We start from the raw sequence: 16,529 nt of genomic DNA on the forward strand, positions 1-16,529 counted from the left end.
TCACTGTTTATATGAGTGTACGTTAATACCCACTTGGGCGCCCGTTAAGGGACGAGGAGAATAACGCGATTTGCGCTAAATTAATACTGTAGGTAACAAAAAAGCCGACCCCGTTAGTCGGGTATCGGCTTTTTGTGGTTAAACGTCTAAGCGATATCTACTTTACGTTTAGGTTCTCTTTGATGAACTTAAGCATTTTGTCATAATACTCAGCCCGATTTTCATCGTTGTAGAAGCCATGACCTTCATCGTCTAATATCATTTTTTCAAATGGGTACTCATAAGCTTTCAGCTTTCTCTCTAGTGCTTCATATTGCTCAATTGGCGCTCGTTCATCTTCACCGCCATGTACAATTAATAGCTTAGCTTTTAGCTTGTCGATATTTTCTGATGGTGACATAGCTTTCAGGATAGCGGCATCTTGACCAAGTGCTTTTTTCAAATAACTTAAGCCCATCCGGCGATCTGAAACATCACCTTTATGGAACATTAATGCTAGATCATATACACCAGCAAAACCTACTGCGCATTTGAATAAATCAGGTGCAAGAATCGAACTCTGGAGTGCGCTGTATCCACCAAAACTACCACCGACAATACAGATACGATCTTTATCGACTATGCCTTGTTCAATGACATAGTTAGTGGCATCAATAATATCGTATTGTATTTCAGCACCCCATTTCTTATATCCGGAAAATTCAAAGTCATCTCCATAACCACCAGAGCCACGGAAATTGACTTGTAAAACAGCAATACCTTCTTTTGCAAGCATTTGGTTTTGTGGATCAAATTGCCACCAATCTCGAATGCCATGTGGACCACCATGGGGGTTTACCACTAGAGGTAAGTTTTTAGCGTCTTTGCCTTTTGGCAACGTCAGATAACCGTGAATAGTTTGTCCGTCTCGACTAGTAAATTTAATCGGCTTAACTTCAGCCATATCATCTGGTGTTAACCATTCTCTTGCTGAAACTAAATATCCAAGTTTCATTGTTTCAGCATCGAAAGTGTAATAATCGCCTGGATTGCGATCATTAAAGGCAAACACTATCCACTTATTACCATTGCGAGTTTGACTGACTAAATGCACTTGATGGCCGGGAAGGGCTACTATTAAATCTTTTAGAATTTTTGCTTGTTGATTGTCTGGATTAACAAAGGCATAAGTTGGGTATTCTGCTTCATATTCAACCGCATAAAGTTCTTTTGATACTTCACTAATCCAAAGCTGACTAGGATCGACTAATTCATCTTTTATTAGCGATTTCTTGTCACCGGTGGTGAGGTTAACAGTATAAATACCCAGTGTTTGGTTGTTAACTCGCCCCGCGGCATAGATTATGTTTGGATCCTTGGTAAATGCCACTGGAGTAAAATCATCTAGACCGAGATTAAGCTGATCAATATTAATCCAGTCGCCTGATTTATAATAAAAAGATTGTTCAATATCGTCTTTATTTGTACCTTTAACAAGCCTAACTTCGCCATCGTGATCAGTAATAAATTGTGAATAGCTAATAGGCGCGTAGGTAATTTTTCGGCGTGTGCCTCTATAGACATCAACTTTAAAAACAATATGAAGGTTATCTGCTGTTGAAGTACTTCCAGCCCCCCAAGGCAGCGCTTGGACAAGCATGTATCTGTCATCATCTTGTAAAGGATCTAAAATAAATGCTGTACCGCGGTAAGGAGTTTTTTTCTTAATGCTTGAGCCAGTTTGCTGTTCGTTATTTTCGTAGCCAAAAAGATATTCAGCTTGAGAACCATCAGCGTTTACGGCCATTAGTTCACCGTAATACTGAGGATGATCATCCCAACCCTTTAAGTACTCTTTTTCAAATACAATACGATCATCGTTTACCCATACATAATTTCCGACTTGGGCATTAGTACCAAATTGAATAGCATGGACAATTTTTAAGGTTTTTGCGTCTAAAATAATTAAAATACGTTTATCGTCATTGATTGTTTTTGCACTGATATAGTCACCACTAGGTGAATATTTAACATTGCTGTATTCAGACGATTTACTAAACAATTTTGCAGTTGTTAGTGTGTCAGATGCAAAAGATGATGTTATGAAGGCAGGGTAAAGTAATAAAGCCAAAGCGATAAGCTTGGATAGTTTCATTGTACATCCTTGTGGTTTGTTGTGTTTTTGTTTTTATTGTTGCCTATTTGTTTCTGGCGCAATTTTAAAATAAAAGAGTATTTATTTCAATCAAAGAAAGATTAAGTTGTATCAGTATTTTTATTCAGAAGAAACAACATGTGAGGTATAAAATGCGCAGCATAAATACAGTCCGTGTAATTAATGTTAAAAATGTAACGGTATTGTATTTAATTCAAGTGGTCGGAGCAATACGTACTCATTATTTATTCATTGAGATGAGGTGGAAATATGGACGTATATTACGACTTCCAATTTATGTTGATACCCGTTTGGTTGGCCTCTTTGCGCGGTTGAATTTGCTTGAAAGTCATAACGCAGGTACAAAAAAAGCCGACCCCGTTTGCCGGGTATCGGCTTGTTGATATAATATTTTTTAGCTCATTAGCTCATTAGCTCATTAGCTCATTACGATTTAATGTTTAGGTTCTTTTTAAGAAATAGAAGCATTTTTTCATAATATTGGGCACGATTGTCATCATTGTAGAAACCATGGCCTTCATCATCCATCACCAGTTTTTCATAGGGATAATCATGTGCTTTAAGGGCTTTTTCTAGTGATTCTAGTTGTTCAATGGGCGCTCGTTCATCGTCACCGCCATGCACTAGAAGCAAGTTTGCTTTCAGCTTATCTACATTTTCTGAGGGAGACATCGCCCTTAGTACTTCACTATTTTGACCTAAAACATTTTTAAGGTAACTAGTACCCGAAGCACTATTTGCAATATCTCCTTCATCGAACATCAGTTCTAAATTATAAATCCCTGCAAAACCGATAGCGCATTTGAACAGATCGGGTTCAAGTATTGCGCTTTGCAATGCACTATAACCACCAAAACTACCACCAGAAATACAGATACGGTTTTTATCTACATAACCTTGCTCAATGACATAATGAGTGGCATCGAGAATGTCATATTGTATTTCTGAACCCCATTTTTGGAATCCAGCTTGTTCAAAGTTTTGTCCAAAACCACCTGAACCACGAAAATTGACTTGTAATACAGCCATCCCTTGATTTGCTAGCATTTGGTTTTGAGTATTAAACCCCCATTCATCTCTTACTCCATGCGGACCACCATGGGGATTGACTACAAGAGGGAGGTTTTTCGCTTCTTTATCATAAGGTAATGTCAAATAACCGCTAATGACTTTACCGTCTCGGCTGGTAAAACTAATTGGCTTCACTTCTGACATTCGCGCTGGGTCGAGCCATTTCTTGGCAGAGGCTAAGTGTTGGAGTGTGATGGCCTTGGTATCAAATATATAATAATCACCGGGATTTCGATCGTTAAATGCCACCACGATGAGTTTTTCTGAATGACGAGTTTCGCTAACAATACGAACTTGATGGCCAGGTAATGATGCGAGCAACTGCTTTAGCAATTTTGAATGACTGTCTTCTGGATTGACGAAAGCGTAAGACGGATAACCATTTTCAAATTCAACTGCATAGAGTTTTTTGGTAGCTTGGTTTATCCAGTAATTACTGGGATCACTTTTGTCATCTTTAATAATTTGTGTTTTTTCACCTGTTTCTAGATTGATTTCATAAATCCCTAAGGTTTCGCCTTTTACCCGAGCCGCTGCATAAATACTGTTTTTATTTTCGGCAAAAGATATTGGGTAGAAATCATCCAAATTGAGTTTGAGGTTATCGGTGTTAAGCCATTCGCGGTCTTGACGATAAAATACTTTTGTTATGTTGTTTTCATCTTCGCCTGCAACAAAGCGTACTTCACCATCGTGATCGGTTAAAAATCGAGAGTAACCTATAGGCGAAGTGGTGACTTTTCTGCGGAACCCTTTGTATAAATCTACACGGTATACAGTCTGTGATAATTCATAGTTTAAAGAATTAGACTCATTCCATGGGATTGCATTGACGAGCATATAGCGGTCGTCATCGGGAAGGGGATCTAAAATAAATGCCGTTGCTCTTATGGGGGTATTTTTCTTCAGATGTGAACCAGTTTGTTGCTCGCCGCTATTAAAACCAAAAAGGTAAGTTGCTCTTGAGCCATCGGCATTAACAGCCATTAGCTCACCATAATACAGCGGTACGTCACTCCAACCTTTTAAATATTCTTTTTGCAGTACGATTCTTTCATTATTGACCCAAGCGTAATTACCTACTTGGGCATTGCCAGGGAAAAATATCGCGTGATGTATTTGTTTTGTTTTTGCATTTAATATTAGTAGCTTGTCTTTACCATTATGTTTGGTTATTGCACTAATATAGTCGCCTGTTGGAGATATTTTTACATTGCTAAATTCAGCCCCTCGGCTAAATAGTCGTGCAGTAGAAAGGCTTTCTGCTGCAAATGCATGGGTGAATAGGCCACCACAGACAAGTAACATAATGGTTAGGTATTTGGTGAAAATCATGAGACATCCTTGTTTAATCGTTCGTTCTTACTTCGTTTTTATGTGGTATAAATATTCGATCTGATACGGTTTAAGGGTAAAGGAAGAGTAAGTAGCATTGGCAGCAAAAGGACCGAACTAGCATCCTTTATTGATGCGATATTAACTTCTTAACAATTGCTGTTGAATAAACGTCCACTGTTCATCAAAGTGTTGTGTTGGCTTTTGTTTAAACTCACTGCGGACAAATTGTGAAATACGTCCTTCTGCAAAGGCTAGCAACAAGTTAGCTAAAATAGCTTCATCGATATTAAAGCCTACGCCTTCACGCAAGGTTTTTTCACGTAGAATTTGTTTGATGTGTGTTTCTATTTTGGCAAATAATACGTCAATTCTACTGCGTAAACGCTCGTTTTCACCTAGCAAGGCATCGCCATTAAGCACCCTTGAGATGCCTGGGTTACGTTCAGAAAATACTAATAGCAGGTGTAATACCAACTGGCAGCGGGTCATGGTGTCTTTTTCTTCGTCCATGATGATGTTTAAGCGTGATAAAATCGCATCTTCAATAAATTCGATTAAGCCTTCAAACATCCGCGCTTTACTGGGGAAGTGTCTATACAGAGCAGCTTCTGACACGCCCACTTCGGCGGCGAGCTTTGCTGTTGTTATACGTTGACCTGGGCTGGTTTCGAGCATTTGTGCTAAGCATTGTAAAATATGCTCACGACGATTTATTTTAGGGCTTTCAGCCATTATCTGTTCCTTGGCTCAGTGACTACTTGAAAAGGTTATTTGGTGCCTGAATGACCAAAACCGCCTTCTCCACGATCTGAGCTATTAAACTCATCCACTACGGTAAACGTTGCCTGTACAACGGGTACAAACATCAATTGGGCTAATCGATCGCCAATTTCGAGAGTAAATGGTTTATCACTTCTGTTCCAACATGACACCATTAACTGTCCTTGGTAATCGGAGTCAATTAAGCCGACTAGATTACCCAAAACAATGCCATGTTTATGGCCCATGCCTGAGCGCGGTAAAATCACAGCGGCAAGGCCTGGGTCTGCCACATGAATGGCGATACCTGTTGGAATCAATACAGTTTGACTTGGCTCAATGACCATTGCGGCGTCGATCATGGCACGTAAATCCATGCCTGCGCTACCGGGTGTCGCATAAGCTGGCAATGGGAATTCACTGCCTATACGTGAGTCGATAATTTTTAGTTCAATGGGTGTTTTCATGATTTTTTTAATTGTTTTTCTATCAATGTAAGTAATTGGCGCGCCAGTGTCAGTTTGTCTGTTGCGGGCAGTTGTTGGCTGCCGTCTTGCCAAAATACCTGTAGTGCATTGCTATCGGCATTAAAGCCTAAGCCTTGAATAGAAACATCATTGGCGGCAATCATATCAAGCTTTTTGCGTTGCAGTTTGCCCCTAGCGTATTGCTCTACATCGTTGGTTTCTGCTGCAAAGCCTACCGTAAATGGACGAGGAGTATGCTGAGCTACCGTGGCTAAGATATCAGGATTCCGCACTAGCGCAAGTTGCATTTGTTCAGCCGATTTTTTGATTTTTTGATCTGCGACATCAGCTATTCGATAATCGGCTACTGCGGCGCAGCCAATAAAAATATCATGTTGTTCAACCTGCCCCATCACAGCATCAAGCATTTGTTGTGCTGAACTCACATCAATACGTGTGACACCTGCTGGCGTGGCTAGATTAACCGGACCTGAGATTAATGTGACGGTTGCACCCATTTCCGCAGCTGCTTGGGCTATAGAGAAACCCATTTTTCCTGAGCTGTGGTTGGAGATATAGCGCACTGGGTCAATCGCTTCACGCGTTGGCCCTGCGGTAATGAGTAACTGATGACCTTGTAATATCTTGGGGCCAAAAAATTGTATCAGTTGTTCTGCCATAACCACGGGTTCTTGCATTCTGCCAGGGCCGACTTCACCGCATGCTTGATTACCTGAGGCGGGTTGCCAAATGGTAAAGCCTTTACGGGCTAAATTAGCCATGTTTTCTTGGGTCGCAATATTTTGGTACATTTGCTGGTTCATTGCAGGGCAAACAATGACGGGGGCGCTGGTCGCTAAACAGGTTGTTGTTAACAAGTCATCTGCCATGCCGGCATTAATACGTGCCATTAAATTTGCCGTAGCAGGTGCAAGCAATACAACATCAGCCCAACGAGCGAGTTCGATATGACCCATAGCCGCCTCTGCTGCGGGATCGAGCAAATCTGAGGCTACTGGATGGCCTGAGAGCGCTTGTATGGTTAATGGGGTGATAAACTCCATCGCGCTCTGAGTCATGATGACACGCACGTCTGCGCCACGCTCTTTTAATCGGCGGATCAAGTCTGCACTTTTATATGCGGCAATACCGCCACCAATTCCGAGTAATACTTTTTTATTTGTCAGCATGATGCACATTATCCGACTCAAACCTAATTGCGGCTAACAATATCACAAAGCTATGACAATTTGCGCAGATCCAATCTCAAAAATATCGACCATACTGTGTAATACCAATCCTATTAAATATGTGATCTTTCAGCGGGAGTTCAAAGTGCTGTAGGCAAGGCAGATGATTGAAGCGAATAGTGATTCTATTTTGAAAACATCTAACGAAGCATAAAGTACTTTGAAACCCGCCAGAAAGGAGTCTCTCAGGTATTCCACTTCTGTGTTGCATCGATTTAAAAGGGAACAGCCATTTCTACATCAATGCGCCTTGAATTAAAAAACCTGAGAGACTCTGAACTGATCAGATATTTAATGAGATTGGTATAAGCAATTCGAACTCTATTTTTGAAAAAGACAACAATTCGTTATTGGTACTGTGCTTGCTGATTCTGCGTTGTTTTTGTTATTCAGAGTCGACTTAATGCGTTTAATGGCATCGCCACATTGAATATAAGGGACATTCATGGGAATTAAAGATTGGCCACAAGGAGAAGGACCGCGAGAAAAATTATTGCTCAAAGGTGCAGGGCATCTTTCGGATGCAGAATTGCTTGCGGTGATATTACGTAACGGCCTTCCAGGGCAAAATGCAGTGGATTTAGCCCGAAACATGATTAATCAGTTTGGTGGTTTGCGCAGTTTACTGAGTGCACCTAAAAGCCAAGTATGTAAATTAGCCGGTGTTGGGCCGGTAAAATATGCTCAATTACAGGCTGCAGCGGAAATTTCTAAGCGAATTGCCCATGAAAATCTACAAAGAGGGCAAATTTTGACAAATCCTGATTTAACTCGGGACTATTTAATGAGACAATTGGCAGACCGATCCTATGAAGTGTTCGCCTTACTATTGTTGGATACCCAACATAGAGTCATTCAATTTGTAGAATTATTTCGTGGCACCATCGATTCTGCTTCTGTTTATCCTCGCGAGGTTGTAAGCCTTGTTTTGGAGAAAAAAGCGGCAGCGGTAATTGTGTGTCACAATCACCCGTCTGGCATTGCAGAGCCAAGTCAGGCTGATCGGCGAATAACTGAGCGAATAAAAAATGCATTGGCAACCATAGATGTTTCTTTGTTAGATCATATGGTTGTAGGTGATCAGGAGATAGTCTCCTTTGCCGAGCGTGGGTGGATTGTATAAACACTGCTTGATCTTCTATGGTCAATCGTGTATAAAATGCGCCCTCTTTGTGCCTCGGGCGACGGCCATACGAGGCACATTAATGCTCGAGCGTTAAAAATTTGTTTTGGAGAAGATTGACATGTCAAGAGTATGCCAAGTAACTGGCAAGAAGCCAATGGTTGGTAACAACCGTTCGCACGCAAAAAATTCGACTCGTCGTCGTTTTTTACCTAACCTACAAAACCACCGTTTTTGGTTAGAAGAAGAAAAGCGTTTCGTGCAATTACGTGTATCTACTAAAGGTATCCGTATTATCGACAAGAAAGGTATTGAAGTGATTGTTAAAGAACTTCGTGCCCGTGGCGAGAAGGTATAATAGAAAATGGCTAAATCTAAAGGTAATCGTGAGAAGATCAAATTAGTATCTAGTGCTAAAACTGGTCACTTCTACACTACTGAAAAGAACAAGCGTAACATGCCTGAAAAAATGGAAATCAAGAAATTTGATCCAGTCATTCGTCAGCACGTTATGTACAAAGAAGCTAAAATCAAGTAATTGATTTTTGATTCTTAAAAAAGCCCCTTAATTGGGGCTTTTTTTATGCCTGTTTGAAAATAGTCTATACTGAATCGAACAATAATCAGCTGAGTAAACACCGTTAGTCAGGTTCTGAATTTAGTCTATACAGCAGTTGTTTATGTCACGAGGTGCATGGCTAATGTCATTGGATTTTATTGAGCCATTTCCGCATGGTCATATCGCCATTATGTTGAAATATTGCTATACAGATGTGATGCAAATATCATAATTAAATGCGTAAAGTATTATTAACGGCTAAAACAAGCTAACTTTTTGGCTGTAATGATTTTTTCATAATAAATTGAGACACTGTGTTTTACTTAAAGTGAAATAAAATGCTTTAAAAGTGAATTAAAATGCAATACCATTCTTTTTTGATACAGCAAACCGTCATGTGGCATTTATTGTCATCGTCATTAATGAACATCAAACCTATACCGAGGTGAATTTGCCCGTGAGAACCACTGAATTAGTTGATGGATTTCGTCATTCTGCACCCTATGTTAATGCTCATAGAGGTAAAACTTTTGTCGTTATGTTGGGTGGTGAAGCATTAGCGCACCCACAATTCCGCGGTATTTTAAATGATGTGGCTTTGTTGCATTCACTTGGGATTGAGGTGGTATTAGTTTATGGAGCAAGACCACAGATTGACGCAGGTTTAAAGGCGGCTGGAATTGAGCCGGCATATCACAATGGTATTCGTATTACCGATGATGAAACCCTGAAGATTATCAAGCAGGTTGCTGGGGCGACTCAATTTGATATTACTGCTAGGTTGTCGATGAGCTTGGGCAATACGCCAATGCAAAATGCGCAAATAAACCTTGTGAGTGGTAATTTTGTTATTGCACAACCATTAGGTGTAGATGACGGTGTCGATTTTTGTTTAAGTGGCAAGGTGCGCCGTATTGATGCGCAAGGCTTACGTCGTCAATTAGACAATAACGGTATTGTATTAATGGGGCCAATTGCCGCTTCTGTTACAGGTGAAAGCTTTAACCTGACCGCTGAAGAAGTTGCGACCCAAGTAGCGATTAAGTTAAAGGCCGATAAGATTATTGGTTTTAGTGATACCAACGGCCTTATCGGTAAAAATGGTGAAGTGATTGCCGAGCTGATGCCGGACGATATTGAAGAAATGCTTAAGACGATGGCTGTAGATGACCATACTTCAGTTGGCACCGTTGCATTCTTAAAAGCCAGTATTGAAGCATGCCGCCGAGGTGTACCTCGTTGCCACTTAGTCAGTTATTTAGAAGATGGTGCGTTACTGCAAGAGTTGTTTTCACGCGAAGGGATTGGTACCCAAATTGTTACCCAAAGCGCCGAACGTTTACGTAGAGCGACTATTAGCGACATAGGCGGTATCTTAAACCTTATTCGCCCATTGGAAGAGCAAGGCATTTTGGTGCGTCGCTCACGCGAGCAACTCGAGATGGAAATTGAACAGTTTATGCTGGTTGAGCGCGACAACTTAGTGATTGGTTGTGCAGCTTTGTATCCGTTTGAAGAAGACAATGCGGGTGAGTTTGCGTGTTTAGTGGTTCATCCTGATTATCGCGATGCTGATCGTGGTAGCATTTTGCTTAATAACATTATTGGCCAAGCTCGCGTGCGTGGTTATTCACGTCTATTTGCGTTAACGACCCGTAGTATCCATTGGTTTTTAGAGCATGGCTTTAATATTGTTGATGTTGAAGAACTGCCGAATAAGAAAAAACAGCTGTATAACTATCAGCGTCGTTCAAAAATTCTTGCGTTAGATTTGTAGAAGTAACAAGGCCGTTAACACATAAAAAAGCCGGATGAGTATAAAATCATTCGGCTTTTTTGTGGGTGAAGCATCAGTGCTTTGAGTGACTTCATTTTCCCATTGTAGAGCTTATTATGCTGACGCTTTGGCTAAGGCGTTACGTCGTTGACGTTGCAATATCATGTCGCCAACAAAGATAACTAACGCGCCCCAAATAAATCCAAAGGTAATGCCTTTTTCTATATCAAACGGTTCATTAAACAGTTTTACCGCCAAGATGAACATGATACTTGGGCCAATATATTGGAAAAAACCTAAAATCGAAAATGGAATTCTGACAGCGGAACCAGCAAAACACAGTAACGGAATCGTTGTGACAATACCCGCAGCGACTAGGAGTAAATTGAGGTCGAGAGTGTTGGTTAGCATGCTCGTTGTCGAACTGTCTAAGGTGATGAATAGATAACCCAGAGCGATAGGTAACAAGATTGCTGTTTCGACTAATAAACCTGATTTTGCGTCAATATTAACTTTTTTGCGCAGTAAACCATAAAACCCAAAGCTGGCTGCCAAGGCTAATGATAAAAGCGGAATAGAGCCAAAAGAGATCAACTGCACTAGTACCCCTATACTGGCCAACGCCACTGCAACCCATTGCAATTTTCGCAAGCGCTCACCCAGAAATACCATTCCTAATAAGACGTTAAACAACGGGTTGATAAAATAGCCTAGGCTAGCATCGAGCATGTGGTCGTTGTTGACTGCCCAAATAAAAATCAGCCAATTAGCGGCAATTAATATAGAGGTGATCAGCAATATTAGTAATTGCTTGGGCTGTTTTAAAATTAAACGTAAACGGCTAAATCCACCAATAAATTGCATCAAAATAACCATGAATATAAATGACCAAATGACACGGTGCATTAATATTTCGGTGGCAGGGACATGATGTAATAACTTGAAATAAAGCGGGGCAATACCCCAGATGGTGTAGGCGCAAATGGCGAGAAGCACCCCTTTACGATATTCTAAATCAGGCATAGTCAGTCAACAGTGGGGAGAACTAAAAGAGAGGGCGATTGTAGGTCGCCCCCTAGAATGACACAAGTGCTTAAGCGATTTCTTTTATCGCTAGAGTGTCAGTTATATATTGCGATAATGACCGTTTAGCCCACCATATATGTGCCAGTTCCAAATGCGATGTGAACACCTTGTTCATTGTGTAATTCCATCCGGCAAACGGATACACGATTACCAGAGCGAATAACCGTGCCAGTGCCAGTGAAGATTTCACCCCGACCGGGACGTAAAAAGTCGACCCGCATATCAATAGTGCCTAAGGTGGTTAAGCGTTGTTGTAATTCTTCAAGAGTCCAATCTTCTCTACTGGCAACTAGCCCAGCAAATACCGTCAGTCCGCCGACAACATCAAGTAATGTCGCAGTGACACCACCATGAAGAATATTTTGATGAATATTGCCGATAAGTTCGGGTTTCATTTTTATCACCACTTCAACCCCATTGATGTCGTAGTGTTTGATATCTAAACCGAGTAAATTATGAAATGGAACATGTTGATCAAAAATATCAGCAACTTGCTGTAAAGCTTGAGTTTGAATAGATGTGGTCATGAGCAATCCTTGTCGTTTTATTCTTATTATCGTTGTTATTTATAGGGGAGACTTACTGCCATAGAGTATTTAATCTAACCCTAAAGTGGCGTCGACTCAATCATCTATCTTGGATGAAAACAACGCAAAGGTGTTTTGGTTCAAGACATCTGTGGCTCAGTGCTTTAAAATGAGTGCCCTTTGAATGATGATGTTGTTAATGGATACTCCGATTTCGACCAATATTGCGTCCTCAGATGTGTTGACGACAGAGCAAGATGTACTTGCAGCGAGCTTGCAGCAAGTTTTTGGTTATCGTGCCTTTCGTGAAGGGCAGCGAGAAGTCATTGAGCAAAGTTTACAGGGCCAAGATACCTTAGTGATTATGCCTACCGGTGGCGGCAAAAGTATGTGCTATCAATTGCCTGCTATTGTGTTGCCTGGTGTGACCGTGGTGGTGTCGCCATTAATTTCGTTAATGAAAGACCAAGTCGACAGTTTACTGCAAAGTGGTGTGTCAGCTGCTTATCTCAATTCATCTTTACCGCGTGAGCAAAGTGCTGAGGTGTTACGTAAATTACATGCTGGTGAGATTAAATTGTTGTATGTCTCTCCAGAGCGACTTTTGCGTCCTGATTTTATTGAGCGTCTGCAATCGGTTGATGTTTCAATGTTTGCAGTTGATGAAGCCCATTGTATTAGCCAATGGGGCCATGATTTTAGACCTGAATATGCGGCATTAGGGCAGTTAAAAGAATATTTTCCTTACTTACCTTTAATGGCCTTAACTGCAACCGCAGATCATGCCACGCGTTTGAGTATTTGCGAGCGCTTAGGGGTAACCCCTTATACCTTGTTGTCGAGTTTTGACCGTCCAAATATCCGTTATACCGTGGCTGAAAAGCTTAATGCGGCTAATCAATTACGTCAGTTTCTAACTATTCAAAATGGCACTAGTGGGATTGTGTATTGCAGCAGTCGTCGTCGAGTTGATGAGGTGGCCGAGCGTTTACGCTTACAAGGATTTAATGCTCAAGCATACCATGCCGGTTTGAGCCAGGAAGAGCGTGGTAACGTTCAAGATAAATTTCTAAAAGATCAAATCGATATTGTGGTGGCTACGGTGGCCTTTGGCATGGGGATTAATAAATCTAACGTACGCTTTGTGGTGCATTACGATATTCCTAAAAGCATTGAAGCTTATTACCAAGAAACAGGCCGTGCAGGCCGCGATGGTTTAGATGCAGAAGCTTATATGTTATTTGATCCTGCCGATATAGGCCGGGTTAGGCATTTGATTGAGCAATCTGAACCTGGGCCTCAACAACAAGTCGAATTTCATAAATTGCATACCATGGCAGCATTTGCTGAAGCGCAAACGTGTCGTCGCCAAGTGTTGTTAAACTACTTTGATGAAGTGGCATCAAAACCTTGTGGTAACTGTGATATCTGTCTTGATCCACCCAAGCGATATGATGGTACTGAAGATGCGCAAAAAGTACTGTCTTGTATTTATCGTTTACAGCAACGTTTTGGTATCCACCATGTAATTGAAGTATTGCGCGGTTCAAAAGCGGCCAACATAGTGGATAGAGGCCATGATAAGTTATCGACATGGGGCATTGGTAAAGATAAATCAACTGAGTTTTGGCTCAGTGTTATCCGCCAATTAATTCATTTAGGTTTGATGAGTCAGGATATTACCCGCGGCTCTGCAATTAAGCTTAACCCTGCCGCAAGACCAATCCTTAAAGCTGAGTTATCGCTAATGTTAGCGGAACCTCGGATTCAATTGATTGATGTAAAGCGCAAACCCAATGGACGTGCACCGCAACAGTATGATCGTAAGTTGTTTGCTCGATTAAAATTACTGCGTCGCGAACTAGCTGAGAAAAATGACATTCCACCCTATTTAGTCTTTAACGACGCAACACTCGCAGAGATGTGTGCGATGCTGCCCACAAGCCCTGGCGAGATGCTCGCGGTAAATGGTGTTGGGCAGATTAAGCTTGACCGATTTGGTGGCGAATTTTTAGATGAAATTTCTGATTATTTGACCAAAGGTTAGTGATTTAGTTTTCATCATTAGAACTGTTTTTCTCTTGAGATTTTATTTTATTTAATTGATTTAATACTGCTTTTTTAACGAGTACTTCAAAAGTATCAAGTTGTTGTAAACTCGCCATACCAATATTTACTTTGAGCTCGGATTTCCATTCACCAAGTACTTGCTCTATTTGGGTTATGACTCTTGCCGCCCCCACTGACGATGCGTGTGGCAAGATAATAATGAGTTCATTAGTATTATGCCGAAACAATTGGTCTTGCTCTCTAAGTGTATTTTTGAGCCGCGGAATAATAAAGGGTATATCCTCAATATTGTTATTACTGATATTAATCAGTAGCATACTTAATTGATAGTGCCCTTGTTTGGCATTATCTAACATATTGTCTATACGGTGCTGCTGGCTTTCTTCTTGAGCATTCACATTATTGAGTCGCTGTGGTTTACGGGCCAAAAATAGGACTAATCCAACAGACAGTAACAAAATCATCAAGGCGGTAATGGTTAAATTTTGATTGATGTTGCTGACAGGTTTCTCTGGTGGTGTACTGGCTTCACTTTGTGCTGTTATTCTGGCTTTATACTGCATAAAGTGGGCATTGTTTAACTTGGCCGCAGCTTGTTTAGCGGCACCAAAACGCTGCACCTGAAATTGATAAGCCGATTCAAATTGATTTTGTTCAGCGTAATATTGACTGATTATCTGGTTAAACTCCTCTAAATCCGAAAATTGCTCAAGTTCAGTGGCTTGCTCAATAATTTCATTTAGTAGTGACAAGGCTTGGTTGTCTTTATGTTGTGCAAAATACACTTTGGCTAATGTACGCTTGATGCGCATGACGTAAATAGGCTCTTGGTATTTAGTGAATAGTTCTATGCTTGATAATGCGAGTTTTTCGGCGATGGTGTAATCACCAACATACAAATGAATTATCGCAAGCAAAGCATATTGGTTTGCCAAATCTCTTTCAGAGTCTATATTTGCACTGACACTTTCTGCTTTATTTAAAAAATATAGTACTTTGGCTTTATCATTTAGCGCTATGTTTATAAGCGCTAAATTGAGAGTTACTGTAGATTTTATTTTTCCAAAAAAAGAAATATCTTTATAAGCTGCTTCGGAAAAATGCAGTGCCTCTACATAATCACCCATAGAGAAAAATACATTAGATATTTCTGATTGTATAAATGAAAGCGGCAACAAGTACCAATGCTGAAATTGGTTTTGTGCTTCATCATAAATATCTAAGGCAAAACGCAAGTCTTCAATGGCCGAATTATAATTTTCTAGGCTAGTATTTTGTCTACTTCTGGCATAAAGGCTGTTTACAATCGCTTGTTTTTCAGAATAACGCTTGGCTAATCGTAACGCTTCTTCGGTGAGTTGTTGTTCTTGTAGCGTGTTGCCAAGGCTTTGGTGTGCATCGGCTTGGCACTGTATAAAGTAAGGGCGAGCGGTATCGTATTTAAACTGTCTGGCCTTCATTTCCCCTTGTTTTGCCAAGGTGATTGCCTGATTAAACTCACCAAATTCCAGCAAATTAAAGCAATGAAGTAGTGTTAAGCGCAGAGCATTTATATCGGTTAGTGGTTGTTTAGCGTGTTGTTGCTCGAGTGAATCAATGAGTATTTTGGCGTTTGCAGATCTTTGAGTATTAATATTGCTGATCACATCGAGTTGTTCTCGAGCGCTCAGTTGTTGAGTTTCGGCAATGATATCGGCTGAGAGTAATAAACGTTGCGATGGTTGAGCCAAAACTGCCGTAGTCGCTAAATATAGTGTGAGGCCAAAGATTAAAGCAAAAATGCGACTAAAGTTATATTCAATACTCTTTTTCGACAACATCATCGTCATATATCTACTTAACATGGGGTGATAGCAGTATACGATTATTTATATCCAGATACATAAAAATATAATCGATGCAGCAACTTAGATTGATGTTTATTTGCACTTTGAGAGGTAAGTTCATTAATTGAAAGCGAATCAATATTGGCTGATAATGTCGCTGGTTAACTGTAATGAAGCACTAGTACGCTATCATCTTTTTCACGTTGACCAAATTAGGGTTGACACAGAAGGCTGGTCGCGTTACATATTAGGCATAGACATATTTTGTACGTCAATCATTTAGCATAATTAGTTATTAAAAGTGAATACTAACGTCATGAATACACAATCAGCTTTACTCGGACTCCTTCTCCTCTCACGCACATCCTGCGCGGAGTCCTTTGTGTTACATGTAAAATAATTCATTAAACATACACAAACCCCGCGCTAATTGTCGCGGGGTTTTTTTTTAGCCCTTTTGAAATGAAGCCGTTGTGTACCTCGCAGCTAATTCAAATAAACATGATGGTCGATGGAGAAAT

Annotated in this window: 13 protein-coding genes; 5 read left to right on the forward strand and 8 right to left on the reverse strand. The window is 40.6% G+C overall.

Annotated elements, in window-relative coordinates; translation table 11 throughout:
* Positions 1-157: 157 nt before the first annotated feature.
* The 5 genes from AAEY98_RS06225 to coaBC form a co-directional block, all read right to left on the reverse strand.
* Entirely contained in the window at positions 158-2,134 is a 1,977-nt protein-coding gene (locus AAEY98_RS06225) for an alpha/beta hydrolase family protein (RefSeq protein ID WP_101088523.1), read from the reverse strand.
* Between the two features lie 447 nt (positions 2,135-2,581).
* Positions 2,582-4,534 carry an alpha/beta hydrolase family protein gene (locus tag AAEY98_RS06230; protein ID WP_242445218.1) on the reverse strand — a complete coding sequence of 651 codons (1,953 nt, stop codon included), beginning with the start codon at positions 4,532-4,534 and terminating at the stop codon, positions 2,582-2,584.
* Between the two features lie 168 nt (positions 4,535-4,702).
* Complete coding sequence (slmA, locus tag AAEY98_RS06235; protein WP_011639240.1) at positions 4,703-5,296, reverse strand: nucleoid occlusion factor SlmA; 594 nt, start codon at positions 5,294-5,296, stop codon at positions 4,703-4,705.
* A 35-nt stretch (positions 5,297-5,331) separates the two neighbouring features.
* The gene (dut, locus tag AAEY98_RS06240) at positions 5,332-5,790 is read right to left on the reverse strand and encodes a dUTP diphosphatase (protein ID WP_351015649.1); all 459 of its coding nucleotides are present in this window, start codon (positions 5,788-5,790) and stop codon (positions 5,332-5,334) included.
* Positions 5,787-6,983, reverse strand: a complete 1,197-nt coding sequence (coaBC, locus tag AAEY98_RS06245; RefSeq protein WP_351015668.1) for a bifunctional phosphopantothenoylcysteine decarboxylase/phosphopantothenate--cysteine ligase CoaBC — start codon at positions 6,981-6,983, stop codon at positions 5,787-5,789. The genes dut and coaBC overlap by 4 nt, the downstream gene beginning before the upstream one ends.
* Positions 6,984-7,485: 502 nt before the next feature.
* Here coaBC and radC point away from each other — a divergent pair.
* From radC to argA, 4 genes are all read left to right on the forward strand, one after another.
* The gene (gene radC / locus AAEY98_RS06250; protein WP_351015652.1) at positions 7,486-8,163 is read left to right on the forward strand and encodes a RadC family protein; all 678 of its coding nucleotides are present in this window, start codon (positions 7,486-7,488) and stop codon (positions 8,161-8,163) included.
* Between the two features lie 121 nt (positions 8,164-8,284).
* Entirely contained in the window at positions 8,285-8,521 is a 237-nt protein-coding gene (gene rpmB / locus AAEY98_RS06255) for a 50S ribosomal protein L28 (RefSeq protein WP_011639236.1), read from the forward strand.
* Between the two features lie 6 nt (positions 8,522-8,527).
* Entirely contained in the window at positions 8,528-8,701 is a 174-nt protein-coding gene (rpmG, locus tag AAEY98_RS06260) for a 50S ribosomal protein L33 (protein ID WP_011494790.1), read from the forward strand.
* 478 nt (positions 8,702-9,179) lie between these two features.
* Positions 9,180-10,499 (forward strand): amino-acid N-acetyltransferase, encoded by a 1,320-nt coding sequence (gene argA, locus AAEY98_RS06265; RefSeq protein ID WP_011639235.1) that lies wholly within the window; start codon positions 9,180-9,182, stop codon positions 10,497-10,499.
* A gap of 114 nt (positions 10,500-10,613) precedes the next feature.
* Here the strand turns inward: argA and rarD are convergent, their stop codons facing one another.
* The gene (gene rarD, locus AAEY98_RS06270) at positions 10,614-11,522 is read right to left on the reverse strand and encodes an EamA family transporter RarD (RefSeq protein ID WP_101088519.1); all 909 of its coding nucleotides are present in this window, start codon (positions 11,520-11,522) and stop codon (positions 10,614-10,616) included.
* A 125-nt stretch (positions 11,523-11,647) separates the two neighbouring features.
* The gene (locus tag AAEY98_RS06275) at positions 11,648-12,112 is read right to left on the reverse strand and encodes a thioesterase family protein (protein ID WP_162024097.1); all 465 of its coding nucleotides are present in this window, start codon (positions 12,110-12,112) and stop codon (positions 11,648-11,650) included.
* A 199-nt stretch (positions 12,113-12,311) separates the two neighbouring features.
* Between AAEY98_RS06275 and recQ the strand changes: the two genes are divergently transcribed.
* On the forward strand, positions 12,312-14,159 hold the full coding sequence (gene recQ / locus AAEY98_RS06280; RefSeq protein ID WP_192116157.1) for a DNA helicase RecQ: 1,848 nt from the start codon (positions 12,312-12,314) through the stop codon (positions 14,157-14,159).
* A gap of 4 nt (positions 14,160-14,163) precedes the next feature.
* Here recQ and AAEY98_RS06285 read toward each other — a convergent pair whose 3' ends face one another.
* On the reverse strand, positions 14,164-16,011 hold the full coding sequence (locus tag AAEY98_RS06285; RefSeq protein ID WP_192116153.1) for a hypothetical protein: 1,848 nt from the start codon (positions 16,009-16,011) through the stop codon (positions 14,164-14,166).
* Between the last annotated feature and the right edge of the window lie 518 nt (positions 16,012-16,529).

The organism is Shewanella sp. AC91-MNA-CIBAN-0169, from assembly GCF_040310165.1.
Classification (GTDB): Bacteria; Pseudomonadota; Gammaproteobacteria; order Enterobacterales; family Shewanellaceae; genus Shewanella.

Bases quoted from the DNA above. Each gene is read 5' to 3' on its own strand.
- AAEY98_RS06225 (WP_101088523.1), bottom strand. From the start codon at position 2,134: ATGAAACTATCCAAGCTTATCGCTTTGGCTTTATTACTTTACCCTGCC.
- AAEY98_RS06230 (WP_242445218.1), bottom strand. From the start codon at position 4,534: ATGTTACTTGTCTGTGGTGGCCTATTCACCCATGCATTTGCAGCAGAA.
- slmA (WP_011639240.1), bottom strand. From the start codon at position 5,296: ATGGCTGAAAGCCCTAAAATAAATCGTCGTGAGCATATTTTACAATGC.
- dut (WP_351015649.1), bottom strand. From the start codon at position 5,790: ATGAAAACACCCATTGAACTAAAAATTATCGACTCACGTATAGGCAGT.
- radC (WP_351015652.1), top strand. From the start codon at position 7,486: ATGGGAATTAAAGATTGGCCACAAGGAGAAGGACCGCGAGAAAAATTA.
- rpmB (WP_011639236.1), top strand. From the start codon at position 8,285: ATGTCAAGAGTATGCCAAGTAACTGGCAAGAAGCCAATGGTTGGTAAC.
- rpmG (WP_011494790.1), top strand. From the start codon at position 8,528: ATGGCTAAATCTAAAGGTAATCGTGAGAAGATCAAATTAGTATCTAGT.
- rarD (WP_101088519.1), bottom strand. From the start codon at position 11,522: ATGCCTGATTTAGAATATCGTAAAGGGGTGCTTCTCGCCATTTGCGCC.
- AAEY98_RS06275 (WP_162024097.1), bottom strand. From the start codon at position 12,112: ATGACCACATCTATTCAAACTCAAGCTTTACAGCAAGTTGCTGATATT.
- recQ (WP_192116157.1), top strand. From the start codon at position 12,312: ATGGATACTCCGATTTCGACCAATATTGCGTCCTCAGATGTGTTGACG.
- AAEY98_RS06285 (WP_192116153.1), bottom strand. From the start codon at position 16,011: ATGACGATGATGTTGTCGAAAAAGAGTATTGAATATAACTTTAGTCGC.